The organism is Burkholderia sp. SIMBA_051 (assembly GCF_046534915.1).
Lineage (GTDB): Bacteria > Pseudomonadota > Gammaproteobacteria > Burkholderiales > Burkholderiaceae > Burkholderia > Burkholderia ambifaria.
The window spans coordinates 260,408-283,511 of sequence record NZ_JAWRXS010000006.1; the positions used below are offsets into that span (position 1 = coordinate 260,408).

Here is a 23,104-nt window from a genome sequence, read left to right on the forward strand (position 1 = left end):
ACTGCCTGACTGCCTGACTGTCCGGCCGCGCAGTCGCGCATTTTCCTGACGAAGAAACGCTGTTCCTGAGCGGTGGCGTGGCGTGACCGGCGGCGCACCGCACACGTGAGCTTCTGACATCCACATCGACATTTCACCGCGGCGCGAACCGTCGCTGTCCCGCGCGCGCCTATGCTGGTATCTCCCATTCCAAGGAGACAGCGATGTCCGATTCCAACGTGCAGTTCCACCACGCCGAAGCCTTCCGCGCGCTGCATGCGCGCCCCGGCGCCTTCATCATCCCGAACCCGTGGGATGCCGGTTCGGCCCGGCTGCTCGCGATGGCCGGCTTCGACGCGCTCGCCACCACGAGCGCCGGTTTCGCCTATTCGAGAGGACGGCCCGACAACGCGATCGGCCGTGACGAAATGCTCGGCCACATCGCCGAGATCGTCGCCGCGGGCGGCCTGCCGGTCAGCGCCGATCTCGAGAACGGCTTCGGCGACGCGCCTGAGACGGTCGCCGAGACGATCCGCCTCGCGGCCGGTGCCGGCGCGGTGGGCGGCTCGATCGAGGATGCGACCGGCCGCCCCGACGCACCGATCTACCCGCACGACGCGGCGGTCGAGCGCATCGCGGCGGCGGTCGACGCGGCGCGCGCGCTGCCGTTTCCGTTCACGCTGACCGCGCGCTGCGAGAACTACCTGCACGGCCGGCGCGACCTCGCCGATACGATCGCGCGGCTGGTCGCGTACCGCGACGCGGGCGCCGACGTGCTGTACGCGCCGGGCCTGAACGACGCCGACGACATCGCGGCGGTCACGCGCGCGGTCGGTGCACCGGTCAATGTCGTGATGGGGTTGCAGGGCGAGTTGCTGAGCCTCGATGCGCTCGCGGCGCTTGGCGTGAAGCGTGTCAGCGTCGGCGGCGCACTGGCGCGGGCTGCGCTCGGCGCGTTCCTGCGCGCCGCGACGGAAATGGCGCGCGACGGCACATTTACGTTCGCGCGCGCGGCGGTGTCGGGGCGAGACATCGATCGCTGGTTTTCGGCGCCCGATAATGCACATGTTCAATTTCCACTATGAACGCCGATAAAACCTGGGAACGTTTCCAGCTGAAAATCGATTGACTGTAATCAACCGAAATCGCGACTGATTTAAAGTCGCGATGACGTCGAGAAATACATCGTTTATTCTCCGCATTCGACTGGTGGACCGAAGGCGCGCAAGCCGCGCCGGTTATGGGTGCCAGATGCCTGTCAGATGTACCGATGCCCGGTATTGTTGCGATTTTCCGACCGATAATTTTTTTGGTTTAGGGAGTTGCCGGTTATTTTTAGCGTTGGTAATCTGCGGCATATCCGAGGCGGCGGTCGGCAGGCCGCTGGAAAATGAATATATAAAAAATCGAGAGAGCGATGACAATCCGAGAAAATCACCGCGGCTTTCGCGTTGGCGATGTCGTGACGCTGAAAACCGGCGGCCCACGCATGACCGTCACCTATGCCGGGCCGGTCGTGTTCGACGATGCCGAGTGGCTGATCTGCCAGTGGTTCGACGAGACCGGCCACTTCCGGCAGGAAATGTTTCACCACGACACGGTGGTGGCCGAGCCGCGCGCGATTTCGGCCGGGCGCGTCCGTCTGCGGATGCAGGCGTACCGCTACCGGTCGGCGGCCTGACGCCGTAGCCAGCCGTATTCCGCCACATCCCGCCGCATCCGCTACGGCGCGGCGCCGCCCGCCTGTCGCCGTGCAGCGGCGGCCGTGCTCCCAGCCTCCCGCGGCAACCTCGACATTTCACGTCATCCGGAAACATGCGGCGGCCCCGCGCGCCGATACTTCACGCATGAACCCGACCGATCCGATTGCCGCGGTGACGCACCGCGATCCCTATCCCTATTACGCGACGCTCGTCGACGGCCCGCCGCTCGCGTTCGACGCCACGCTCGGCCTGTGGGTCGCGAGCCGGGCGGCGAGCGTGACGGCCGTGCTCGGCCATCCGGCATGCCGCGTCAGGCCCCTCGATGCGCCAGTGCCGCCCGCGTTGCGCGGCACGACGGCGGGCGCGCTGTTCGGCGAGCTGGTGCGCATGAACGACGGCGCACTGCGGCACGACGTGCCGAAGCAGGCGCTGCGCGCGGCGTGCGCGCCGAACGACGCAGGCGCGTTGCGCGAGCGTGCCGCCCAGCTGGCCGGCAGCCGGCTGCGCGCGCCGGATGACGCGGATGCATTGAACGCGTGGTGTCTGTCGGTGCCCGTTTGCGCGGTCGCCGATCTGCTCGGTTTCGACGAGATGCAGCTCGACGACATCGCCGCGCTGGTGGTCGACTTCGTCGCCGCGCTGTCGCCGCTGTCCGACGCCGCGGCGCTGGCCCGCGCAAGCGACGCCGCGCGGCAACTGCTCGACCGGATGACGGAGCGCGTCGCGCGCACCCGTGCGCAGGACGGCTCATGGGTCGCGGCGATTCAGCAGGCGGCCGGTGCCGCGGGCTGGCACGCGAGTGGTGCGCTCGTCGCGAATCTCGTCGGGCTGCTGTCGCAGACGTGCGAGGCCACGGCCGCATGGCTCGGCAATGTGCTGGTTGCGTGGGACGGTACGACGGATGATGCGGCCGAGGGCGAACGCGCGATGCCGGACACCGCCGCGCTCGAAGCATTCGTCGCCGAGGTTGGCCGATTCGATGCGCCGGTGCAGAACACGCGCCGCTTCGTCGCGTCGCGCACGACGATCGAGGGAGTGACCGTCGATGCCGGCGCAGCGATCCTCGTCGTGCTGGCGGCCGCGAACCGCGATCCGGCTATGCATCGCGAGCCGCATCGGCTGCTGCCGGGCCGCGCGCCGGGGCCGAACTTCGGATTCGGCACGGGGCCGCACGGCTGCCCGGGCGAGCGGATCGCGCGGGCGGTTACGGCCGGGGCATTCGGGGCATGGTTGCGCGCGGGCGGGGAGGCGCCGCGCGACAGGCTGGTGTGGGACTACCGGGGCTCGACCAACGTCAGGATGCCGAAGTTCGGTACGGCGAGGTAAGCGGAATAGCGGGACTTAACGGCAACCTTGCTTTTCGGCCCATTGCTCCTGGGCGGCGACGCGGCGCTGCACGCGTTCGACCAGACCGGTCGAGAAGGTCCGCATGCTGACGCCGCGGCGCTTCGCGAGGATGGTTTGCGCGACGTCGGTCTGCGGGTTCGGCTGGCAGGCCCAGTACAGCGTCATCAGCCAACCGATGCCCGTCCACGCGAACAGGGCGTTGAACATCGCGATCATCAGCTTGTCGTGCCGGCCGCGCCGGTCGGCAATGACGGCCGGGAGAAAATAGAGCGCGATCGCTGCGACCGAACCGGCCACCTGAATGAGGACTGCGTGTTGCATGTTGCTGCTCCATCCGAACTGCAATGAAGCTGATTGTCGCGCTTTTTCCGGTTGTGTGCTGGCAATTGATTGTTGCGTTTTTAGTGACGATCAGCGCGCGGCGAGCTCCTTCGGTTCCGCATCGTTGCTCAGTGCGAAACCTTCATCCAGCCAGCCGGTGACGCCGCCGATCATCAGCTTCACGGGGCGGCCGAGGCGCGCGAGCCGGATCGCCGCACGCGCGGCGCCGTTGCAGTGCGGGCCCGCGCAGTAGACGACGAACAGCGTGTCGGCCGGATGCTCGGCGAGCTTGCCGGCGACGATCTTGCGGTGCGGCAGGTTGCGTGCGCCCGGCACGTGGCTGGCGGAAAACAGTTCCGGACTCCGCACGTCGAGCAGCACGAAATCGGGCGCGCCGGACGCGAGCGCGTCGTGCACGTCCCAGCAATCGGTCTCGAAGCCCAACGACGCTTCGAAGTGCGCAAGGGCGGCGGCGCTGTCGGCGGCGGGTACGTCGGTTACGTATGACATGAAAGGCGCTCCATCAGGACGGCGCGGAATGCGCCGGAATGAAGGGCAGTATCGCGGTTCGCCGGCTTTTCCGGCAGTGGCGCGATCGACAAGTTCCGGTAACATCGCGCCATGCAAAATCATCTCGTCGTCGCGCTCGCCTACGATCGCCTCTGCACCTTCGAATTCGGCTGTGTGGTCGAATTGTTCGCGCTCGAGCGCCCGGAACTCGGCGTCGACTGGTATCGCTTCGCGGTGTGCGCGAGCGAGCCGGGGCCGGTGCGCGCGGCGGGCGGCATCACGGTCGCCGCGCCGTACCGGCTTGCGACGCTCGATCGCGCGGACACCATCGTGATTCCCGGCTGGCGCGATCCGGACGAACTGCCGCCGGAACCGTTGCTGAAGAAGCTGCGTGCCGCGCATCGCCGCGGCGCGCGGCTCTGTTCGATCTGCTCGGGCGTGTTCGTGCTCGCGGCGGCCGGCGTGCTCGACGGGCTGACCGTGACGACGCACTGGCGTTACGCCGAGCGCCTGCAGGCGCGCTATCCGGCGCTGCGCGTGAATCCCGACGCGCTGTACGTCGACGAAGGGCAGATTGTCACGTCGGCCGGCTCGGCCGCGGGGCTCGACATGCTGCTGCATCTCGTGCGCCGCGATCATGGCGGTGCGATCGCGAACCGCGTCGCGCAGCGCCTCGTGCTGCCGCCGCATCGCGATGGCGGCCAGGCGCAGTTCGTGCCGCGCCCGGTCGCGCCGGGCGGCAGCGACCGGCTCGCGAAGCTGATCGACTGGATGCGCGCGCATGCGGCCGAACCGCACACGCTCGCTTCGCTGGCCGCGCAGGCCGCGATGAGCACGCGCACGCTGCAGCGCCAGTTCGCGGATGCGACGGGGATGTCGCCGCTCATGTGGCTGATCCGCGAGCGGGTGAATCTCGCGAAAGACATGCTCGAAACGCATCCCGCGCTGTCGCTCGCGCAGATTGCCGCGCGCTCGGGCTTCGGTTCCGAGGAGTCGCTGCGCCGGCATTTCCGGCGCGTCGCGGCGACGAGCCCCGCCGCGTACCGGCGCGGGATGGATCGCGGCGTCAGGCCCGCGGACGCGTGAGCGTCGCGTCTGCTCCCGCAACAGCGGTGCCCGGCCATCGGGCGCTTCTTGCCGGCTCCGAGCGCGCGTAAGATGGCGGTCGCCGTGCGGCGATCCACGCATGCCGCGCATTGCGCGCCGCTGCAGGAAGCCGCCATCGCCCCCTCACAACGACAAGGACAACACCATGGGCCTGCTGGGAAAGCTGTTCGGAAAGAAACCGCGTGACGAAGCGGCATCGCCCGCGCCTTCGGCGCAAGCGCCGGACGCGCCGGAAGCACCCGACGCGGCCGGGCAGGACGCCCCCGACATCGCACCGGAACTCGCGCCCGCGCTGAAGGCATTCCAGGCCGGCCGGCACGAAGCCGCGATCGCGGCCGCCGCGCCGCATGCGGAGCGGCTCGCCGATGCGGCGCGCCTGTGCGCGCTGTCGTACTCGGCGATGAAGCGTTACCCGGAAGCGTTTCCGTACTGGCTCGCGCTGTTCGACCACGAGCCGAGCGCGCACAACGCGGTGCAGCTCGCGACGACATCCGTGATGTGCGACGAAGTGGAGCGCGGCGAAGCGTGGCTACAGAAGGCCGCCGAGGTCAATCACGACACGCACGAGCAGTCGGATGTCGCCGCGCGCGTGAACTTCATCTCCGCGCTGATGCAAAGCGGCCGCCTGCACGAGGCGCTGCCGCATCTCGCATGGGTGCGCGACGTGTACGGCCACGTGCACATCACCGACTCGACCTTCCTCCACCTGCGCGGCATTCCGTTCTTTTCTTCATTCCTCGAGAACAGTTTCGAGATCCTGAAGGCCACGCAGCCGGCCGACGCGATCGCGCCGTGGTACGGCGAACTGAAGGGCAAGCTCGATGAAGACGGCGAAGCGCAGCTTGCCGCATGGGTCGGGCGGTTGCCGGCATAACCGGCGGCTCACCCTGCGTCGCGACGCCGGCCGCGGGTTGCCGGCACGGCGTCGCGACGCACACGCTCCTCAGCGCGTATTGGTCTTGCGATCGACTTGCCGGATGCAGGCGATCCGGTACACGCCGTCCTCGACTTCGACGCCGTGCGTATCGTGCGTGAAGCCGGGGAAGCGCAGGTCGAATTGCTCGAGCGCCCGCAGGTAGCCGAGCAGCGGCCCGTCGGCCGGCCCCGCGTTCTCGCCGGGCATCAGCAGCGGAATGCCGGGCGGATAGGGCACGACGCCCGTCGCGACGGTGCGGCCCGCCATCTCCGACAGCTCCAGCATCTCAATGTCGTTGTGCACGAGATGCTCGAACGCCTCGGCCGGGCTGAAGTCGGGCTGCGGCAGCGTCGAGAAGCCGCGCGACATCATCTCGGTCGTCTTCAGGTCGCTCATTGCGCTGAACATCAGGTCGCACAGCTCGCGCAGCCCGAGCTTGCCGTAGCGGTCCGGATAACGCGCGACGAGGTCCGGCAACGCCTGTTCGAGCGGCGCGTTCGCGTCGTAGTCGCGCTTGAAGTCGAGCAGCGTGTTGACGAGCGTGCCCCACTTGCCCTTCGTCACGCCGAGCGAGAACAGGAACAGGATCGTGAAGTCGGTCGTTTTCTCGACGACGATCCCGTGCCGGTCCAGATACGCGGTGACGACCGACGCCGGAATGCCGACCGGCATCAGGCCGCCGTGCGGCGCGACGCCCGGCGTCACGATCGATACCTTGATCGGGTCGAGCATGCAGTAGTCGTCCTCGATCTCGCCGAAGCCGTGCCACGTGTCGCCCGGATGCAGCACCCAGCACGACGGATCGGTGGCGAGCAGCGTTTCGTCCGCTTCATGGAAGCGCACGCGGCGGCCCGTCTTGCGGTCGACCACGGTGTCCGGCTGCCAACCGTTGAAGAACCAGTCGTTGTTCTCCTCGCATTCCGCGTGCAGCCGCGCGAGCATCCGGCGAAACGACACGGCCTCGCGGATCGCGTCGGTCGTCAGCGCCTCGCCGCCGGGGCCGTCCATCATCGCGGCGCTCACGTCGTTCGACGCGATGATCGCGTAGTTCGGCGACGTCGACGCGTGCATCATGTACGCCTCGTTGAAGCGCGCGTGCTCGATCGGGTTGCGGCCGTCGCGGACATGGATGAACGATGCCTGCGACAGCGCGGCGAGCAGCTTGTGCGTCGATTGCGTCGCGAACACGGTCGGCTTGCTCGCGTCGTGCTGCGACGGATCGCCGTGCATCGCGTGACGGTCGCGGTAGATCGGGTTGAAGCGCGCATAGCCGTACCAGGCTTCGTCGAAATGCAGCCGGTCGACGCTCTGGCCGAGCAGTTCCTCGACGCGCGCGACGTTGTAGCAGAGGCCGTCGTAGGTCGAGTTCGTGATCAGCGCATGCACGGGCGTCGGATCGATGCCGTCGCGGCCGCGCACGAGCGGATTCGCGTCGACCGCGAGCCGCACGGCGGCGGCCGTGAGCCGTTCCGGCATGATCGGCCCGATGATCCCGTAATGGTTGCGCGACGGGATCAGGTAGGTCGGAATCGCGCCGGACATCGTCATCGCATGCTCGGCCGACTTGTGGCAGTTGCGGTCGCACAGCGCGACCTGATTGCGCGTGACGCTCGCCATCAGGATCACGCGGTTCGACATCGACGAGCCGTTCGTCACGTGATACGTGCGGTGCGCGCCGAACACGCGCGCGGCGTAGCGTTCGCTTTCGCCGATGGGGCCCGAGTGGTCGAGCAGCGAGCCGAGTTCGCCGACCGAGATCGACAGGTCCGAGCGGAACAGCGCTTCGCCGAAGAATTCGAAGTACGCGCGGCCGACCGGCGATTTCAGGAACGCGGTGCCGCCTGTGTGGCCCGGCGTGTGCCACGAGTATTCGTACACGCGCGAGAACTGCGCGAGTGCGCGGAACATCGGCGGCAGCACGGTCTCGCGATAGCGTTCGATCGCGGCGACGATCCGCCCGCCGATGAACGCGGTGGTGTCCTCCAGCATCCAGATGAAGTCGTCGGCCTTGCGCATCGCGTCGACGGGAATCGCGGCCGCGCTCGCGCGGCTCGCGAGCAGGAACACCGGCACCGTCGCATTGCGCGCGCGCATCGCGTCCAGCACGGCCCGCGCGGGCGCATGCTCGGAATCGTTGCCGAGCTCCCAGTTGAGCAGCAGGCACTGGATCGCGGGATCGGCGTCCACCACCGCGCGCGCGTCTTCGGCGGACGTCGCGATCACGACGTCGACGAGCCGGGCGCGCAATTCTTCGGCGAGGGCGGTGGCTGCGCGGCCGGTGGCCGTGCGTTCGTCGATGTCGTGCTGCACGAGCAGCGCCTTCATGCCGAGGCGGCGAAACGCCGGTTGGGTCAAGGTAGCGGTCATGGTTATTCCCCCGTTTGCTGGGTTGCCTGGACGCCCGCGGCCGGCGAGCGGGCGTGAAGAATGTCGGCCTCGTGGCGGCCCACCGAGATCCAGAAGGTGGCGACGAGCGCGACGATGGTGACGCCGAGCGCGAGGTAGCGCACCCAGCGCGGCGAACGGCCGCCCGGATGGACATGGGTTTCCTCGATTTCGCGCTGGCGGTTGATCGACAGCTCGTAGAAGACGATCGTCGCGATCACGAAGATCAGCGACCAGCGCGTCTGCTGGCCGTCGGAGCCGACCATCGCCCACAGCGCGTAGACGGCGCCGATCAGGCCGACGATCGTGTAGAAGGTGAACTGGTGCGACGGCATCTTGCCGTAGCCGAGCACCTTGATCGCGATGCACGAGTAGATGTACGGCAACAGCGTCATGATCACGGCGATCGACGCGATCTTGCCGAACTGCTCGCTCGCGCTCGGCGACATCGTCGCGAGCACCTGCACGGACATGATCGCCGCGACGATCGCGAGGCCGGCCGACGGCACGTTCTTCGAGTTGACGCGTGCGAACACGCCGGCGAACAGGCCGTCGTCGGCCGCGGCCTTCGCGGTCTGGCCGACCAGCAGCGTCCAGCCCGCGAGCGAGCCGAGGCAGCCGAGCGCCGCGCAGATCGCGACTGCGTTCGCGGCGGTGTCGCCGAGCGCGAGGCGCGCGGCATCTGCGAACGGCGCGCTCGACGCAAGCAGCGCCTTGTTCGGGATCATCCCCATGATCACGGTCGAGCTGAGCACGTAGCACACGGCCGCGAGCACGACGCCGCCGACGGTCGCGATCGGCACGTTGCGCGACGGGTTCTCGACGACGCCGGCCGACACCGACGCGCTCTCGACGCCGATGAACGCCCACAGCGTGAAGTTCAGCGTCGCGCCGATCGCGCTGAAGCTGCTCGCGCCCGACACGTTCCAGCCGGCGAAATACACGTCCTTGCTGAACCAGAACCAGCCGAACACGGCCATCCCGAGGATCGGCACGAGCGCGAAGATCGTCGTGATCGACTGCACGCGGCCGACGATGTTCGGCCCGAGGATGTTCGCGTAGGTGAACAGCCAGATCACGAAGATCTGTGCGAGCGCGAACACGAGCGGGTCGCGTAGCACGGGGAAGAAGTGCGTCAGGTAACCGAGGCCGGCGACCGCGAGGCCGACGTTGCCGAGCACGTTCGCGAGCCAGTAGATCAGGTTGGTCTGGTAGCCGATGTACGGGCCGAACGATTTGCGCGCATACGCATACGGGCCGCCGGCGGCCGGGTCGATCGCCGCGAGCTTCGCGAACACCAGCGCGAGCGACACGGCGCCGACCACGGTGATCAGCCAGCCGAAGATCGCGATGCCGCCGGTGGCGGCGAGGTTCGCGGGCAGCATGAAGACGCCGGAGCCCATCATGTTGCCCGCGACCATCAGCGTGGCGGGGACGACGCCGATTTTCGGCGCGGAAATCGCGGCCGGCGCGGCGGCGGAGCGGGAGGAGGACGAGCTGGCATCGGACATGCGGGGCTCCTTGAATGGACGTGATGCGGTTGAGGTGGCGCGGCCCGGCGCCAGTTGACGATTCCGGAATGGATCGCCGTTTTATTAAACGACGTCATGGTATATCGCTCATCGATTTTTTAATGGTAAACGCCGACATTTAATGAGTTAAATGTTGATCGATGTCATTGAAATGCGTCGGCTGGCGTTGGGGCACGGGGCGGGGCGCGATACGGCAGATTTCGCAGGATTCGGCGGTAGTGGGCGGGGAAAGTTGAGTTCGGGCGGGTCGGCAGCGATGGGCAATTCGGTTTTTTTGCCGAATTGGATTGAACATTTCGCGACGTAAATACTTCGGTCTTTCGGGCGCGATTTTGTCGGCTATTATCTGGTGCGTTGAATATATGAGCCATGCAAGCGCGCCGCCGGTGCGCATGACGATTTTTCCTCTCGAAGGATGATGCCGATGCTGCCTTCCCGTTTGCCGCTGATTCAGGCCCCGATGGTCGGTTCGCTGAGCGCGCTTGCAATCGCAGTCTGCGAAGCGGGCGGGCTCGGTTCGCTCGCGTGCGCGGCGCTCGGCCCGCAGCAACTGCGCGACGAGATCGCGGCGATCCGCGCACGCACGCAGGCCCCGTTCAACGTGAACTTCTTCTGCCATACGCCCCCGGCGCCGGACGCCGAGGTCGACGCGCGCTGGCGCGCGGCACTGGCCGGCTACTACGCGGAAGCCGGGCTCGATCCGGTCGGCGTGAAGGGCGGCGCCGGCCGCGCACCGTTCGACGACGCGATGTGCGCGGTGGTCGAGGAAATGCGGCCGGCCGTCGTGAGCTTTCATTTCGGATTGCCGGACGACGCGTTGCTGGCGCGCGTGCGTCGGACCGGCGCGCTGATCGTGTCGTCCGCGACGACCGTCGAGGAGGCGCGCTGGCTCGATGCGCGCGACGTCGACGCGATCGTCGCGCAGGGCGCGGAGGCCGGCGGGCACCGCGGGATGTTCCTGACCGACGACATTCACGCGCAGCCGGGGCTGTTCGCACTGTTGCCGCAGATCGTCGACGCGGTGCGCACGCCCGTGATCGCGGCGGGCGCGATCGCCGACGGCCGCGGCATCGCGGCCGCTTTCGCGCTCGGCGCGCGTGCGGTGCAGATCGGCACCGGCTACCTGCTCACGCCGCAGGCCGGCCGCTCCGCGCAACACCGCGCGGCGGTGCGGGCGGCGCGCGATGACGGCACCCGCATGACCAACCTGTACACGGGCCGGCCGGCGCGCGGCCTGCTGACGCGCTTCATGCGCGAGCAGGGGCCGATGAGCGCGCTCGCGCCCGCGTTCCCGCTCGCGACGGCCGCGGTCGATCCGCTGCGCGGTGCATTCGAACGGCAGGGCCGCGACGATTTCTCGCTGCTGTGGTCGGGCGAGGCCGCGGCGCTCGCGCGCGAAGAGGACGCCGGGGTGCTGACGCGACGCCTGTGGGACGACGCGCTGGCGTGCGCGGCGGGGCTGCGCGACACGTTCCCGCCGGGCGACTGAACGGGCGCGGAAACGGATGCGGAAACGGATGCGGAAGCGGACGCCGGAAGGGGGCCGAAGGCGAGCCCGAAGCCGGCGGCGGAAAGCGCCGCCGAAACGCCCCGGCCGAAGGTCCATCGGCGTATCATCCGTTTTTTCATCAGCCCGATCCAGGCACCCATCATGACCTCCGTCGACACTACCCCCGTCCTCGACCATGACAAGCTCGTTACCTTCGTCGAGCGCAAATGGAACGATGAAATCCTCCATGCACTGACCGACTACATCGCGATCCCCGCGAAGAGTCCCGCATTCGACCCCGACTGGGCGCAGCGCGGGTATCTCGAACGCGTCGTCACCGATGCCGCGCAGTGGGCCGAACGCCAGCCGGTGAAAGGCCTGAAGCTCGAAATCGTGCGCCTGCCCGGCCGCACGCCGGTGATCTTCTTCGAAACCCCCGCGACGCGCGCGGGCAGCACCGATACGATCCTGCTGTACGGCCACCTCGACAAGCAGCCCGAATTCGACGGCTGGCGCGCGGACCTCGGCCCGTGGACGCCGAAGTTCGAGAACGGCAAGCTGTACGGCCGCGGCGGCGCGGACGACGGCTACGCGATCTACGCGAGCCTCGCGGCGCTCGGCGCGCTCGACGAGCAGGGCGTCGAACGGCCGCGCTGCGTCGGCCTGATCGAAACCTGCGAGGAGTCGGGCAGCTACGATCTGCTGCCGTACGTCGACGCGCTGCGCGACCGGCTCGGCCAGGTGTCGCTCGTCGTGTGCCTCGATTCGGGCGCCGGCAATTACGACCAGATGTGGCTCACGACTTCGCTGCGCGGGCTGGTGTCCGGCGACCTGCAGGTCGAGGTGCTCGAGGAAGGCGTTCACTCGGGCGTCTTCGGCGGCATCGCGCCGTCGAGCTTCCGCGTGATGCGTCAGCTGTTCGAGCGCCTGGAAGATGCGAAGAACGGCAACCTGCTGCCGGGCGTGTTCCATTGCGAGATTCCCGACAGCCGCGTGCGCGAAGCCGACGCGGCCGCCGCGATTCTCGGCGACACCGTGTGGAAGGGGCTGCCGTGGGCGTGCGGGATGGACGGCAAACCGGTGCTGCCGACCACCACCGATCCGCGCGAGGCGCTGCTGAATTCGACGTGGCGTCCGTCGCTGTCGGTGACGGGCGCGGCCGGCCTGCCGGCGCTTTCCGACGCGGGCAACGTGCTGCGTCCGCGCACCGCGTTCAAGCTGTCGCTGCGCCTGCCGCCGCTCGTCGACGCCGCGCAGGCCGTGCAGCAGCTGAAGGAACTGCTCGAACTCGATCCGCCGTACAACGCGAAGGTCACGTTCAAGCCCGACGCGGGCGCCGCGACCGGCTGGAGCGCGCCGGATCTCGCGCCGTGGCTCGCGTCGTCGCTCGACGCCGCGTCGCGCCGCCACTTCGGCGCGGACTGCGCGTACATGGGCCTCGGCGGCACGATCCCGTTGATGAACGTGCTGCAGGAAGGTTTCCCGTCCGCGCAGTTCATGGTGTGCGGCGTGCTCGGCCCGAAGTCGAACGCGCACGGCCCGAACGAGTTCCTGCACGTGCCGTACGCGAAGAAGCTGACCGCGGCGGTCGCGGACGTGATCGCGACCGCGCGCTGAGCATTCGCGCTGCCTGTCACGACCTGAACCAACCCGACCCGACCGGATCCCGCCTGACCTGACGGAGCCTTGCCGATGACCGCGCTGCCGACACCCGCCACCGACCCGCTGCGCATGCGCGCCGAACCGCTGCACGCATTCGTCGCGGCACTCTGGCAGCGGGCCGGCAGCAGCGAGCGCGAGGCGCGGCTCGTCGCCGATCACCTGGTCGGCGCGAATCTGGCCGGGCACGATTCGCACGGGATCGGGATGATCCCGAACTACGTCGCATCGTGGCGGGAAGGGCAGTTGCAGCTGAACGGGCACGCGTCGATCGTCCGCGACGGCGGCGCGGTGCTGACGATCGACGGCGGGCGCGGCTTCGGCCAGGTGATCGCGTTCGAGGCGATGGTCGAAGGGATCGAGCGGGCCCGGCGCATGGGCATCTGCGCGATCGGGCTGCGCGACGTCCATCATCTCGGCCGCATCGGGCATTGGGCCGAGCAGTGCGCGCGCTCGGGCCTCGTGTCGTTCCATTTCGTCAACGTGCCGGGCGACCTGCTCGTCGCGCCGCTCAACGGCACCGATCCGCGCTTCGGCACGAATCCGTTCTGCGCCGCGTATCCGCGCGCGGGCCGCCCGCCGCTGCTGCTCGATTTCGCGACGAGCGCGATCGCATACGGCAAGACGCGGGTGGCGTACAACCAGGGCAAGCGCGTGCCGGCCGGGTCGCTGATCGATCATCGCGGCCAGCCGACCGACGATCCGGCCGTCATGCACGAGCAGCCGTTCGGCGCGTTGCTGCCGTTCGGGCTGCACAAGGGCTATGCGCTGGCCGCGATGTGCGAGATCTTCGGCGGCGCGCTGGTCGGCGGGCATACGACCTACGGCGACACGCTGCAGAAGACGAGCGCGATCGTCAACGGGATGCTGTCGGTGCTGATCGATCCGAATGCGTTCGATGCGGCCGATGCGGAACGTGAAGCCGATGCGTTCGTCGCGTGGGCGAAGGCGTCGCCGCAGGCGGGCGATGCGCCGGTGCGGATGCCCGGCGAGCCGGAGGAGGCGAGCCGCGTGGCGCGCGGCGCGGACGGCATTCCGGTCGATCGTGCGACGTGGCGGCAGATCCGCGAGAGCGCGGCGGTCGTCGGCTTCGACGACGCCGAACTCGACGGGTGGACGCGGCGCTGCACGGAGCTCGCATGAGCTGGCAGGCGGAGAAGGCGCACGGCGAGGAGATCGCCTACCAGCTCGCGCCGCTCGGCAAGGTGGAGGTCGTGCGGTTCTTCAGCGGCGCTGCGATGCGGCTCGACGGCGTGATGTTCGGCTTCATGTCGCGCGGGTCGCTGTTCCTGCGCGTCGACGACGTGAACCGTCCGGCGTTCGTGGCGGCGGGGATGGGGCCGTTCTCGTACGAGCGGCCCACGCGCACCGTTGCGCTCGAAGGCTATTACGAAACGCCGGCCGACGTGCTCGAGGATGCGGGCGCGCTGTTCGACTGGTGTCGCGGCGCATATCGCGCGGCGCTGCTGGCGGGGGCGCCGAAGCGCAACGCACGGCCGAAGCCGAAGCCGGCGCCTAAACCGAAGCCGGAGGCGGCGCGCAAGCGCACGCAGCGTCGGCCGTAAGACGGCGCTTTTTCCTTTCTTGTCCTTTCTTTCGAGCCACGGCGGGTGCGCGCAAGCGCCGGGCTTGACGCACCGCATGGTTCGCCGGCTTCACAACGGCGGCCCCGGCGTTTATGATCGGCGCGATTGCGTCCGTGCCCGGCGCAACCCGAGCCGGTGTCGCCGCCGGCCTCGCGAACGGCGCATCGAAAGCCGCGCGAACGTTTCCCCCACTCATCGTTCCAGACGGAGATAGCCGATGCTCGTCCTGATTCTCGGTTTAGCGATCTTCCTCGGTGTGCATTCGATCCGGATCGTCGCGGATGGCTGGCGCTCCGTCACCATCGAGCGGATCGGCGAGAAACGCTGGAAGGGCCCCTATGCGATCGCGTCGATCGTCGGCTTCGTGCTGATCGTCTGGGGTTACGGGATCGCCCGCCAGAACGGGACGCTGCTGTGGGTGTCACCCGTCGGCGTGCGCCACCTCACCGGCATGCTGACCGCGATCGCATTCGTGCTGATCGCCGCGGCCTACGTGCCGCGCAACCGCATCAAGACGCTCGTCGGCCATCCGATGGTGGCCGGCGTGATGGTGTGGGCGGTCGCGCATCTGCTCGCGAACGGCACGCTGCATGCGGTCGTGCTGTTCGGCGCATTTTTCGTGTGGTCGCTGGTCGATTTCGTCGTGTGGCGCGCGCGCGACCGCCGCGACGGCGTCCGCTATCCGGCCGGCAGGCTGTCGGGCGATGCCGTGACGATCGCGGCCGGGCTCGTCGTATGGGCCGTCTTCGCGCTGTTCCTGCACGGGCCGCTGATCGGCGTGCGGCCGTTCGGTTGAACGTGCCCGCCTGCAACGATTGACGAGCGGGGCGCACGAGCCGCCCCGGGCGCCCGCGACATCGACGCGGGCGCATTCCCCGCTACCCGCCTTCCCTCAACGTACGGATGCCCGCCCGAGCGTGCGTCAGATCGGCTTGACGAACAGCCCGATGGTCAGCGCGACGCCGATGCACACGATCGCGATCCGCAGCACGCGCTCGTTCACGCGGTGCAGTGCCCACGCGCCGAGCAGGCCGCCGACGATCGCGCCGCCGCCGAGCGCGATCGCCGCCTGCCAGTGCAGATGCGGCGACGTCAGGAACAGCACGACCGCCGATGCGTTCATCACGCCCGCGAGCGCGTTCTTGGTCGACATCGCGTGACGCGGCGACAGGCCGGCCATCGTCAGCGCGGCCATCATCAGGAAGCCGATGCCGCCGCCGAAGTAGCCGCCGTAGATCGCGATCAGGAATTGCGCGATCGCGGCCGTGACGGGGCCGAGATGCTGCGTGTCCACGCCCGGCTTGCGGAAGAAGCTGCCCCACGCGAACACGACCGTCGCGAACAGCACGAGCCACGGCACGAGGTGCGAGAAGATCGATGACGGAGTTTTCAGCAGCAGCAGCCCGCCGAGTGCGCCGCCGACCACGCTGATCGCGAACAGCGCGCGAAACGGCAGCTTGCCCGCGCCGCGCACCATGTTTCGGCTCGCCCAGCCCGTCGTGACCTGACCGGGGAACAGCGCGACCGTCGACGTGATGTTCGCCGCGAGCGGCGACATGCCCGACAGGATCAGCGCGGGCAGCGTGACGAACGAGCCGCCGCCCGCGAGGGCATTCTGCAGGCCGGCCCACAGGCCGGCGATGATGATGAGAGCGAGCATCGATGAGGGAGTGCGGAGGTGGCGGGGGCGCGCGGGCCGGAAGCAGGCGCGCGCGCGATGATCGCCCGATGGTAATGCAGGATCGCGGCGACGCAAACTGCTGCGAGCGCGCGGTGTGGCGGGTGCGCAGGGGGCGGCGGCCGGCCGACTTGGAGCGCTGCCGTTGCGCCGCGCGTCGGGCCATCGCCGCTGCGCGCACGAGCACGACTCGCGCCGCGTTACTCGTTCGACTGCCCGGCGCTGCCGTCGTCAGCCGCATCGCTGTCGACGTCCGGATAGACGATCGTGCCGTCGTCCCGGATCACCGCGCCGGCCGTGAGACGCGCGGGCTCGACGCGATTGCGGCCCATGATGTGCAGCACCGTTTCGCCGCGCGCGATCAGGTAGTCGGACACGATGCGCCGGTGACACCGCCACCACACGGCTTCCGAACACATGATCGCGCAGCGTTGCCGATGCCCTTGTGCGATCAACTGGTCGAGGCCGGCTCGAAACTCGGGCGACAGCGCGTAGTCGGCGTAGCGATGGAAGCTGCGATTGGTCCAGAAGTCGTTGACCTCGTCGGGCACGTCGCGCGACTTGCCGCGCAGGCCGCCGAGTTCGGCGATGTGCTCGTACGCAATATCGACGGCGGCCAACGCGTCGGGCAGCGTCGCTTCGTTGAACTGCGGATTCGTGCGCGAGCGCGTCATCTTCCGGATATCGGCAAGCAACGCGATATCGACCGCGTCGAGCATCTCGACGAACTCGTCGAGCGTGCGGTTCGAATGGCCGATCGTGTAGAACGGGAGCGTCATGCGTCGTCCTTGCCGGCTATGCGTTCGAGCACGCGGCCGCGATGCGCGGCGATGTGGTCGGTCCGGTCGCTCTTGATCTCGTATTGCGGATCGTCGGGCGACGCGCGATGGCGATGCCCCTTGTAGTCGAAATCCTGCGTGTGGACCGCAATGATCGTGCCCGTCACGTAACCGGCTTCGGAATTCCAGCGGACGTGGTCGCCCGGTTTGAATGGATGCGTCACGCGGGAAGCCTCCTTGCGTCGATGGCGCGTGCGCTTGCCGGTGTGGCGCGGGCAACCCGGCGGCGACGGCAACGCATGTAGGCGTTCATTATCCGTCGGGACCGGATGGGGGAAAAGCGACGCGTCCGCAGGCCGACGAACTAAAGTTGCGCTCTTTTGGAATGCTGGGAAAGCCAGCGTATCAAGTGTCGCCGATGCTGCTCAATTCCATCTACGACTCCTTGAGAAGTTCCGGTATGGGCGCGAAGGAAGCGATGAGTACCGCGGCCGAGCGTGCCAATAGACCGGCGGCTCAAACGACACGTTGAAAAGGGGTGGGGGGCAGCAGCACAAGGGCATCCGTTGGCGTGACGCCGAGCGGTGCTGCGCGACGGACGAACTGAACAGGAGCCGAGGTCGGCGGCGCACATGCCGAGCCGCGCCGCGCGGCGAAGTCTCCTGTTCCGATCGCACGGCGGCCCTTCCGGGCTGTCTTTCTGGGCCGCCGAAGTGACTTACGGCGTCACGACAAGCGCCGTGTGCATGCCCGCAACATAATGTCCCGGCTTGTTGCAGATCAGCACGTAGTGGCAGGGCGTGAGCTTGAATGACGCGCGCTTGCTCGTTCCCGGGGCGATGTCTTCGACTTCGCCGATCTTTCTCAACCTGTGCTCCAGCACCTGCCCTTTGCGGACGGGAAGTGCATCATCCGAGAGATTGGTCCTGAGCAAGACGAGTTCGTGCTCCATGTTGTTGTCCACGGAATTTTTGACATCGAACGTGACGCGACCCGCTTTCATGTTGTGTGTATCGAGCTGGATCGAATTCGAACGCAACGTCGCGTTGACGGTTTGCTCCGCCCAGCCGGGAGGCGATGTCATGCCGAGGGCAGTCACACTGGCGACGACGGCGATTCTGTAAGTGGCGTCCATGGGGCCTCCTTTGCATCGAAACAACGCGCCTATCCGGCGTCGAGCGATTGCCGCAAGTAATCCCGGCGAGAACGCTCACGGGCCGACGTCGATGCGGCCATAGACACCGTCGGCTTCGTCATTGGGGCCGGCAGCAAAAAACAGCGTATTGACAGGTTGGTTGTTGAGGCCGTTGCCGAATGCGATGCCCCACAGCCCCGGCTCGACGATCGCCTTGCCGTCGGGTTGCTGCAGGGTCCCGCGCAGCATGCCTGACGTCGCATCGAACGCGTGGATCATGCCGTCACCGAAGTTGCCGATCAGAACGGTGTTGCTGAAGCGGCCGAAATTCGCGGGTGCAGGCGCCATGCCCCACGGCGCATTCAACGGTTCGCCGGAGGCGAAGCGTTGAATGAATTGTCCCGATGGGCTGAACACGTCGATCAAACCCAATCCTGCACCAGCGACGTCGTCGTGTGCTGCCGCATCCTGCTTTGCATAAGCAACGTAAAGTTTCGAGTTGATCGCCTGAATTCCAAACGGCGCAAACCCGGCCGGCAAAGCGGGATCTTGAAATGCACCGGTCGTCGTCACCTTTGTGAAGGTCCTGTCGAAAACATCGATCCTGTTGTTGTGGAAGTCCGTTGCGTACAGGAAATTCGCGCCGTTGTTGCTGGCCATGGCGAGCCCTTTGTAGACGGCGCTGCCGCCGCTGTCGAACACGGTGACGGCCGAGGTCGGATTGACGGCTGGCGACCACGCGGTGATCGTTCCGCCCTCGCCGACGAAAATGAAGGATGCCGGCCCCGATTTTGTGCCTTGGCTCACCACGAAGTCCGACGTGCCATTGAATACGATGCCTGTGGGGGAGGCGTCGCCTTGCGAGCCGGCGGGGATCGTCACGACGAGCGATTGCGGGACGCCATTGCCGTCATAGAGCGTTGCGTGCTGCGTCCCGTTATCCGCGACCCACACAAAACCCCTGGGATTGAATGCAATGCCCCACGGATTCTTCAGGTTTGTATCCACGTGAGCAGCGGGCAGGGCACCGTCGGAAACCAGTACATCGACCTTGTACTGACTGACGTGGGATGAATTGCCGCATGCTACGACGCTGGTCAGCACGAATGCGATCATCGCAGCGCCGAGCGTTGTATGGACCTGTTTCATGACTGGGCTCCGAACACGATTGGGACGTTAGTAAACGGAGCGGCCGATGCGTTTATTCCGTTCGTTTCGTTTGACTTCAAACACCAGAACCCGCCATCGCCGCTGATGCTGGCGCAGGCCGAGCCAGAGAATCTCGGGCATGCGGGGCTCGAGACAACGGAGCGTTTCGTGCACCTGACGCTACGTCGGCTTCTATGGTTGAGACCGACGCGGAACAGATTCCCGGCAGAGGGTTGTACGTGCATCGGTGCCATGTCTATTTCAAGAGTCCGGGCCGTGTGGCTTCGCTTTTCACGCTAGCGACTTGCAGCGTTGTTGCCTCATCGCTCGCAGCCGAAACGAGACGACCCGCCGCGCAATCCCCCTTGCCTCCGTGAAATTGCCGTGCTAATTTTTCATGAAATTAACCGGCGAAAATTTCACGGAAGCCCGTATGTTCGTGCAGTCCGACCGTCACGTCGCAAGCTACTACGCCGGCACCTACCCGGCGCCGATCCCGCTGCGTTCCGAACTGGACGAACGCATCGACGCCGACGTGCTGGTGATCGGCGCGGGCTTCAGCGGGCTGCACACGGCGTTGCGGCTCGCGCTCGCGGGCAAGCGCGTGGTCGTGCTCGAGGCGAGCCGCGTCGCGTGGGCCGCATCGGGCCGCAACGGCGGTCAGGCGTTGCTGGGCTGGTCGTGCGACATGCAGCCGCTCGAGGATTCGCTCGGCCGCGACGGCGCGCGCCTGCTGTGGGACAGCATGCGCTGGGCCGCTGCCGAAGTGCGCGAACTGCCCGCGCGTCACGGCTTCGATATCGACTACCGGCCCGGCAGCCTGTGGGCCGCGGTGCGCCCGCGACGCGTCGCGATGCTCGCGCAGGCCCGCGACGAAGCGGCGCAGCGCTGGGGCTACGACCGGCTGCGCGTGATCGGGCAGGACGAGATGCGCGAGTGGATCGGCAGCGCGCGCTATCTCGCCGCGCTCTACGATCCCGAGGCCGGCCATCTGAATCCGCTGAAGCTCGCGCTCGGTCTCGCGCAGACGATCGAGCGGGCCGGCGGCCGCATCTTCGAGCAAAGCCGCGTGCTCGATTATCGCGAGACGGCCGGCGGCCACGTCGCCCGCACCGCGCACGGCGAAGTGCGCGCGGACGTGCTCGTGCTCGCGTGCAACGCGTACGTCGACCGGCTCGATCCGGAACTGTCGCGCCGGCTGCTGCCGGTCGGCACCTACCAGGTCGCGACCGCGCCGCTCGCACCGGACGTCGCACGTTCGCTGCTGCCGCGTAACAGTTGCGTGATCGACAACCAGTTCGTGCCCGACTACTTCCGTCTGAGCCCCGACAACCGCCTGCTGTTCGGCGGCGGCTGCACGTATCTCGGCGGCATACCTGCCGACATCGCGGCGGCGACCCGCCCGCACCTCGAACGCGTGTTTCCGCAACTGAGCGGCGTGCCGCTCGACTACGCGTGGGGCGGCCACATCGACATCAGCATGCGACGCACGCCGGACATCGGCCGCCGCGGCCAGCGCTTCTGGCTGCAGGGCTTCTCGGGACACGGCGTGCTGCCGACACTCGCCGGTGCCCGCGCGGTCGCCGATGCGGTGCTCGGCGACGATCGCCTGCTCGCGCAGTACCAGCGCATCCGCAACCCGCGCTTCCCCGGCGGCGACCGCCTCGCCGCGCCGCTGGAAGCGCTCGGCAAGGTTTGGTACCGTCTGCGCGATACCGTTTGACACCGTCTGACGCATCGGAAGCCAACATGAACGAACAGGAAGAGATAGAAAGTCTGGCGATCCTGATCCGCGACCTGCGCAAGCATCGCAAGGTCACGCTCAACGATCTCGCGGAACGGATCGGCCGCTCGGTCGGCTTTCTGTCGCAAGTCGAGCGCGGGCTGTCGCGCCCGACGGTGGCCGATCTCACCGAGATCGGCGAGGCGCTCGGCGTGCCGACCACGTACTTCTACAGCCTGAGCAAGCCGCGCAGCGTGCCGTGGGTCACGCGGCCCGACGAGCGGCGCACCGTGTATTACGCGGCCGGCATCACGGACATCCTCGTGTCGCCGAACATGCGTTCGCGCTTCTCGATCCTCGAGAGCCATCTCGCGCCCGGCGCGAGCAGCGGCGAGCGCTCCGTCGACGACAGCGACGAGCAGGGCGGCTTCGTGCTCGAAGGCGAGCTGACGATCTGGATCGACGGTGACGACACGCCCGTCACGCTCGGCCCGAACGATGCGTTCCAGTTGCCCGCGCACCAGCGGTTTCGTTACGCGAACCTGGGCGACACGCCGACGCGCGTGATCTGGGTGTTCACCTGAGTCATTGGCGCGGCGGCGTGATGCGCCGTCACGCCGTGCCGCCGGTTTGCAGTACTGATCGATAATCGGGCATGTGGCGTGCCGCATGCCGATGGGTCCGGTCGCCGCGATGCGGCACCGCCATACAAGACATGGAAAGGATGAGACATGGCTGACGTCGTTCCCGTGCTGGTCGATGAAGTCCGCGCATTCCGGCAGGCGCATCCCGAGATCCGTTATGTCGACCTGATCTGTCTCGACCTGCCGGGCCACTTCTACGGCAAGCGCTATCCGATCGATGCGCTCGAGAAGGTCGCATCCGGTGCGCTGCTGAAGCTGCCGCAGAACTGCGTGCTGCTCGGCACGCAGGGCGGCCTCTACAAGATCGGCGATTACTGCTTCAACGACGGCGACCCCGACGCGCCGCGTCGCCTGATCCCCGGCACGCTGAAGCCGGTGCGCTGGGAGCGGCAGCCGCTCGCGCAGATGCTGATCAGCTCCGACGGCACCGATGCGCCGATCGAGTTCGAGCCGCGCGAGGTACTTGCGCGCGTGCTGCGGCGGTTCGCGGCGCGCGGCATCCGGCCAGTCGTCGCGTTCGAACTCGAGTTCTATCTGTTTGCCGCGCAGCTCGCGGACGGGATGCCGCAGTATCCGCGCGACCGCCTGAGTGATGACCGCGACGATCAGCCGAACATGCACATCGAACGCCTGTCGCGGTTTTCCGACGTGCTGCACGAGATGGTCGAGGCTGCGCGCGAGCAAGGTGTGGACGCGACGGTGATCACGGCCGAGCTCGGGCCCGGCCAGTTCGAGATCAACTTCGGCCATACCGACGATGCGTTGCGCGCGGCCGACTGGTCGGCGCTGTTCTGCCGCAGCACGCGCGGCGTCGCGTTGCAGCACGGCTATCGCGCGAGCTTCATGGGCAAGCCGTACCTGCATGCGCCGGGCAGCGGGATGCATGTGCACGTGAGCCTGTACGACGATGCGGGCCGCAATCTGCTCGCCGCGGACGGGCAGCGGCCGCTGCGGCATGCGGTGGCCGGCTGCCTCGCGCTGCTGCCGCATTGCATGCCGGTGTTCGCGCCGAATCACAATGCGTTCCGCCGCTACGGATCGATGGTGAACGCGGCGAGCCGTGCAAGCTGGGGCTTCGAGGATCGCGACGCGTGCATCAGGATTCCGGATTCGGATGCGCGCAATCTGCGCATCGAGCATCGGCTCGCGAGCGCGGACGCGAATCCGTATCTGGTGCTCGCGGCGATCCTGGCCGGGATGGAGCACGGGCTCGATGCGCGGCTCGAGCCGATCGCGCCGCTCAACGACGATCGCGGCAGCGGGATCGATTTTCCGAAGGAGATGCTGTCGGCCGTCGCGGCGATGCAGGATCACGCGGCCGTGTGCGACGGGCTCGGCAGCGAGTTCGTGATGGTGTATTGCGAGAACAAGCGGCAGGAGGAACTGGATTTTCGCAACGAGATCGGTGCGCGCGAGTATCGGTGGTTTCTGTGAGCGCATGACGCGTGACCCCGCTGCGGGT

Annotated in this window: 22 protein-coding genes; 13 read left to right on the top strand and 9 right to left on the bottom strand. The window is 67.7% G+C overall.

All coding sequences use genetic code 11. The annotated features are described in order from the left end of the window. Window positions 1–203 precede the first annotated feature (203 nt). The 3 genes from SB771_RS16785 to SB771_RS16795 all read left to right on the top strand — a co-directional run bounded on the left by SB771_RS16785 (window position 204) and on the right by SB771_RS16795 (window position 3,008). A complete protein-coding gene (locus tag SB771_RS16785) occupies window positions 204–1,064 on the top strand; it encodes an oxaloacetate decarboxylase (RefSeq protein WP_175658900.1) in 861 nt (286 codons plus the stop codon). 332 nt (window positions 1,065–1,396) lie between these two features. Then, on the top strand, window positions 1,397–1,660 hold the full coding sequence (locus SB771_RS16790; protein ID WP_011659337.1) for a YodC family protein: 264 nt from the start codon (window positions 1,397–1,399) through the stop codon (window positions 1,658–1,660). Window positions 1,661–1,826: 166 nt separating this feature from the next. Beyond that, window positions 1,827–3,008, top strand: a complete 1,182-nt coding sequence (locus SB771_RS16795; protein ID WP_175658901.1) for a cytochrome P450 — start codon at window positions 1,827–1,829, stop codon at window positions 3,006–3,008. 15 nt (window positions 3,009–3,023) lie between these two features. Here the strand turns inward: SB771_RS16795 and SB771_RS16800 are convergent, their stop codons facing one another. Together SB771_RS16800 and SB771_RS16805 are read right to left on the bottom strand one after the other, a co-directional pair. Then, window positions 3,024–3,350 carry a superinfection immunity protein gene (locus SB771_RS16800; RefSeq protein ID WP_011659335.1) on the bottom strand — a complete coding sequence of 109 codons (327 nt, stop codon included), beginning with the start codon at window positions 3,348–3,350 and terminating at the stop codon, window positions 3,024–3,026. Window positions 3,351–3,440: 90 nt separating this feature from the next. Continuing rightward, complete coding sequence (locus SB771_RS16805; protein ID WP_175658902.1) at window positions 3,441–3,860, bottom strand: rhodanese-like domain-containing protein; 420 nt, start codon at window positions 3,858–3,860, stop codon at window positions 3,441–3,443. A 111-nt stretch (window positions 3,861–3,971) separates the two neighbouring features. Here SB771_RS16805 and ftrA point away from each other — a divergent pair, with 111 nt between their 5' ends. Together ftrA and SB771_RS16815 are read left to right on the top strand one after the other, a co-directional pair. Continuing rightward, entirely contained in the window at window positions 3,972–4,946 is a 975-nt protein-coding gene (gene ftrA / locus SB771_RS16810) for a transcriptional regulator FtrA (protein WP_175658903.1), read from the top strand. A gap of 166 nt (window positions 4,947–5,112) precedes the next feature. Beyond that, the gene (locus SB771_RS16815; protein ID WP_175658904.1) at window positions 5,113–5,841 is read left to right on the top strand and encodes a hypothetical protein; all 729 of its coding nucleotides are present in this window, start codon (window positions 5,113–5,115) and stop codon (window positions 5,839–5,841) included. A gap of 69 nt (window positions 5,842–5,910) precedes the next feature. Here SB771_RS16815 and SB771_RS16820 read toward each other — a convergent pair whose 3' ends face one another. Continuing rightward, window positions 5,911–8,250 carry an Orn/Lys/Arg decarboxylase N-terminal domain-containing protein gene (locus SB771_RS16820; protein ID WP_175658905.1) on the bottom strand — a complete coding sequence of 780 codons (2,340 nt, stop codon included), beginning with the start codon at window positions 8,248–8,250 and terminating at the stop codon, window positions 5,911–5,913. A gap of 2 nt (window positions 8,251–8,252) precedes the next feature. Further along, window positions 8,253–9,779, bottom strand: coding sequence for an arginine/agmatine antiporter (gene adiC / locus SB771_RS16825; protein WP_175658906.1), 1,527 nt, complete (start codon window positions 9,777–9,779; stop codon window positions 8,253–8,255). 439 nt (window positions 9,780–10,218) lie between these two features. Between adiC and SB771_RS16830 the strand changes: the two genes are divergently transcribed. From SB771_RS16830 to SB771_RS16850, 5 genes are all read left to right on the top strand, one after another. Further along, window positions 10,219–11,289, top strand: coding sequence for an NAD(P)H-dependent flavin oxidoreductase (locus tag SB771_RS16830; RefSeq protein ID WP_175658907.1), 1,071 nt, complete (start codon window positions 10,219–10,221; stop codon window positions 11,287–11,289). A 162-nt stretch (window positions 11,290–11,451) separates the two neighbouring features. Beyond that, the gene (locus SB771_RS16835; RefSeq protein WP_011659327.1) at window positions 11,452–12,906 is read left to right on the top strand and encodes a M20 family metallopeptidase; all 1,455 of its coding nucleotides are present in this window, start codon (window positions 11,452–11,454) and stop codon (window positions 12,904–12,906) included. Between the two features lie 75 nt (window positions 12,907–12,981). Then, entirely contained in the window at window positions 12,982–14,091 is a 1,110-nt protein-coding gene (locus SB771_RS16840; RefSeq protein ID WP_175658908.1) for a malate/lactate/ureidoglycolate dehydrogenase, read from the top strand. Further along, complete coding sequence (locus tag SB771_RS16845; protein WP_175658909.1) at window positions 14,088–14,513, top strand: TfoX/Sxy family protein; 426 nt, start codon at window positions 14,088–14,090, stop codon at window positions 14,511–14,513. The genes SB771_RS16840 and SB771_RS16845 overlap by 4 nt, the downstream gene beginning before the upstream one ends. A gap of 238 nt (window positions 14,514–14,751) precedes the next feature. Continuing rightward, window positions 14,752–15,330: an NnrU family protein gene (locus tag SB771_RS16850; protein ID WP_105830340.1), complete on the top strand. Its 579-nt coding sequence runs from the start codon at window positions 14,752–14,754 to the stop codon at window positions 15,328–15,330. A gap of 126 nt (window positions 15,331–15,456) precedes the next feature. Here SB771_RS16850 and SB771_RS16855 read toward each other — a convergent pair whose 3' ends face one another. The 5 genes from SB771_RS16855 to SB771_RS16875 all read right to left on the bottom strand — a co-directional run bounded on the left by SB771_RS16855 (window position 15,457) and on the right by SB771_RS16875 (window position 19,275). After that, window positions 15,457–16,194: a sulfite exporter TauE/SafE family protein gene (locus SB771_RS16855; protein ID WP_105830341.1), complete on the bottom strand. Its 738-nt coding sequence runs from the start codon at window positions 16,192–16,194 to the stop codon at window positions 15,457–15,459. Between the two features lie 218 nt (window positions 16,195–16,412). Continuing rightward, window positions 16,413–16,991, bottom strand: a complete 579-nt coding sequence (locus SB771_RS16860; RefSeq protein WP_175658910.1) for a DUF488 family protein — start codon at window positions 16,989–16,991, stop codon at window positions 16,413–16,415. After that, window positions 16,988–17,215, bottom strand: a complete 228-nt coding sequence (locus SB771_RS16865; RefSeq protein ID WP_175658911.1) for a DUF2945 domain-containing protein — start codon at window positions 17,213–17,215, stop codon at window positions 16,988–16,990. Before SB771_RS16865 ends, SB771_RS16860 begins: the two co-directional genes overlap by 4 nt. A gap of 494 nt (window positions 17,216–17,709) precedes the next feature. Then, the gene (locus SB771_RS16870; RefSeq protein WP_175658912.1) at window positions 17,710–18,126 is read right to left on the bottom strand and encodes a hypothetical protein; all 417 of its coding nucleotides are present in this window, start codon (window positions 18,124–18,126) and stop codon (window positions 17,710–17,712) included. Window positions 18,127–18,201: 75 nt separating this feature from the next. Beyond that, window positions 18,202–19,275: a TIGR03118 family protein gene (locus SB771_RS16875; RefSeq protein WP_011659319.1), complete on the bottom strand. Its 1,074-nt coding sequence runs from the start codon at window positions 19,273–19,275 to the stop codon at window positions 18,202–18,204. 433 nt (window positions 19,276–19,708) lie between these two features. Here SB771_RS16875 and SB771_RS16880 point away from each other — a divergent pair, with 433 nt between their 5' ends. The 3 genes from SB771_RS16880 to SB771_RS16890 all read left to right on the top strand — a co-directional run bounded on the left by SB771_RS16880 (window position 19,709) and on the right by SB771_RS16890 (window position 23,076). Next, window positions 19,709–20,998 carry an NAD(P)/FAD-dependent oxidoreductase gene (locus SB771_RS16880; protein ID WP_175658913.1) on the top strand — a complete coding sequence of 430 codons (1,290 nt, stop codon included), beginning with the start codon at window positions 19,709–19,711 and terminating at the stop codon, window positions 20,996–20,998. Between the two features lie 26 nt (window positions 20,999–21,024). Continuing rightward, entirely contained in the window at window positions 21,025–21,582 is a 558-nt protein-coding gene (locus SB771_RS16885) for a helix-turn-helix domain-containing protein (RefSeq protein ID WP_175658914.1), read from the top strand. Between the two features lie 147 nt (window positions 21,583–21,729). Then, window positions 21,730–23,076 (top strand): glutamine synthetase family protein, encoded by a 1,347-nt coding sequence (locus tag SB771_RS16890; protein ID WP_175705320.1) that lies wholly within the window; start codon window positions 21,730–21,732, stop codon window positions 23,074–23,076. Window positions 23,077–23,104: the final 28 nt, after the last annotated feature.

Coding starts and splice junctions, on each gene's coding strand:
- SB771_RS16815 (WP_175658904.1), top strand. CDS start 5,113: ATGGGCCTGCTGGGAAAGCTGTTCGGAAAGAAACCGCGTGACGAAGCG.
- SB771_RS16870 (WP_175658912.1), bottom strand. CDS start 18,126: ATGGACGCCACTTACAGAATCGCCGTCGTCGCCAGTGTGACTGCCCTC.
- SB771_RS16875 (WP_011659319.1), bottom strand. CDS start 19,275: ATGAAACAGGTCCATACAACGCTCGGCGCTGCGATGATCGCATTCGTG.
- SB771_RS16820 (WP_175658905.1), bottom strand. CDS start 8,250: ATGACCGCTACCTTGACCCAACCGGCGTTTCGCCGCCTCGGCATGAAG.
- SB771_RS16885 (WP_175658914.1), top strand. CDS start 21,025: ATGAACGAACAGGAAGAGATAGAAAGTCTGGCGATCCTGATCCGCGAC.
- SB771_RS16850 (WP_105830340.1), top strand. CDS start 14,752: ATGCTCGTCCTGATTCTCGGTTTAGCGATCTTCCTCGGTGTGCATTCG.
- SB771_RS16840 (WP_175658908.1), top strand. CDS start 12,982: ATGACCGCGCTGCCGACACCCGCCACCGACCCGCTGCGCATGCGCGCC.
- SB771_RS16890 (WP_175705320.1), top strand. CDS start 21,730: ATGGCTGACGTCGTTCCCGTGCTGGTCGATGAAGTCCGCGCATTCCGG.
- ftrA (WP_175658903.1), top strand. CDS start 3,972: ATGCAAAATCATCTCGTCGTCGCGCTCGCCTACGATCGCCTCTGCACC.
- SB771_RS16830 (WP_175658907.1), top strand. CDS start 10,219: ATGCCGATGCTGCCTTCCCGTTTGCCGCTGATTCAGGCCCCGATGGTC.
- SB771_RS16790 (WP_011659337.1), top strand. CDS start 1,397: ATGACAATCCGAGAAAATCACCGCGGCTTTCGCGTTGGCGATGTCGTG.
- SB771_RS16880 (WP_175658913.1), top strand. CDS start 19,709: ATGTTCGTGCAGTCCGACCGTCACGTCGCAAGCTACTACGCCGGCACC.
- SB771_RS16855 (WP_105830341.1), bottom strand. CDS start 16,194: ATGCTCGCTCTCATCATCATCGCCGGCCTGTGGGCCGGCCTGCAGAAT.
- SB771_RS16800 (WP_011659335.1), bottom strand. CDS start 3,350: ATGCAACACGCAGTCCTCATTCAGGTGGCCGGTTCGGTCGCAGCGATC.
- SB771_RS16860 (WP_175658910.1), bottom strand. CDS start 16,991: ATGACGCTCCCGTTCTACACGATCGGCCATTCGAACCGCACGCTCGAC.
- adiC (WP_175658906.1), bottom strand. CDS start 9,779: ATGTCCGATGCCAGCTCGTCCTCCTCCCGCTCCGCCGCCGCGCCGGCC.
- SB771_RS16785 (WP_175658900.1), top strand. CDS start 204: ATGTCCGATTCCAACGTGCAGTTCCACCACGCCGAAGCCTTCCGCGCG.
- SB771_RS16805 (WP_175658902.1), bottom strand. CDS start 3,860: ATGTCATACGTAACCGACGTACCCGCCGCCGACAGCGCCGCCGCCCTT.
- SB771_RS16835 (WP_011659327.1), top strand. CDS start 11,452: ATGACCTCCGTCGACACTACCCCCGTCCTCGACCATGACAAGCTCGTT.
- SB771_RS16795 (WP_175658901.1), top strand. CDS start 1,827: ATGAACCCGACCGATCCGATTGCCGCGGTGACGCACCGCGATCCCTAT.
- SB771_RS16845 (WP_175658909.1), top strand. CDS start 14,088: ATGAGCTGGCAGGCGGAGAAGGCGCACGGCGAGGAGATCGCCTACCAG.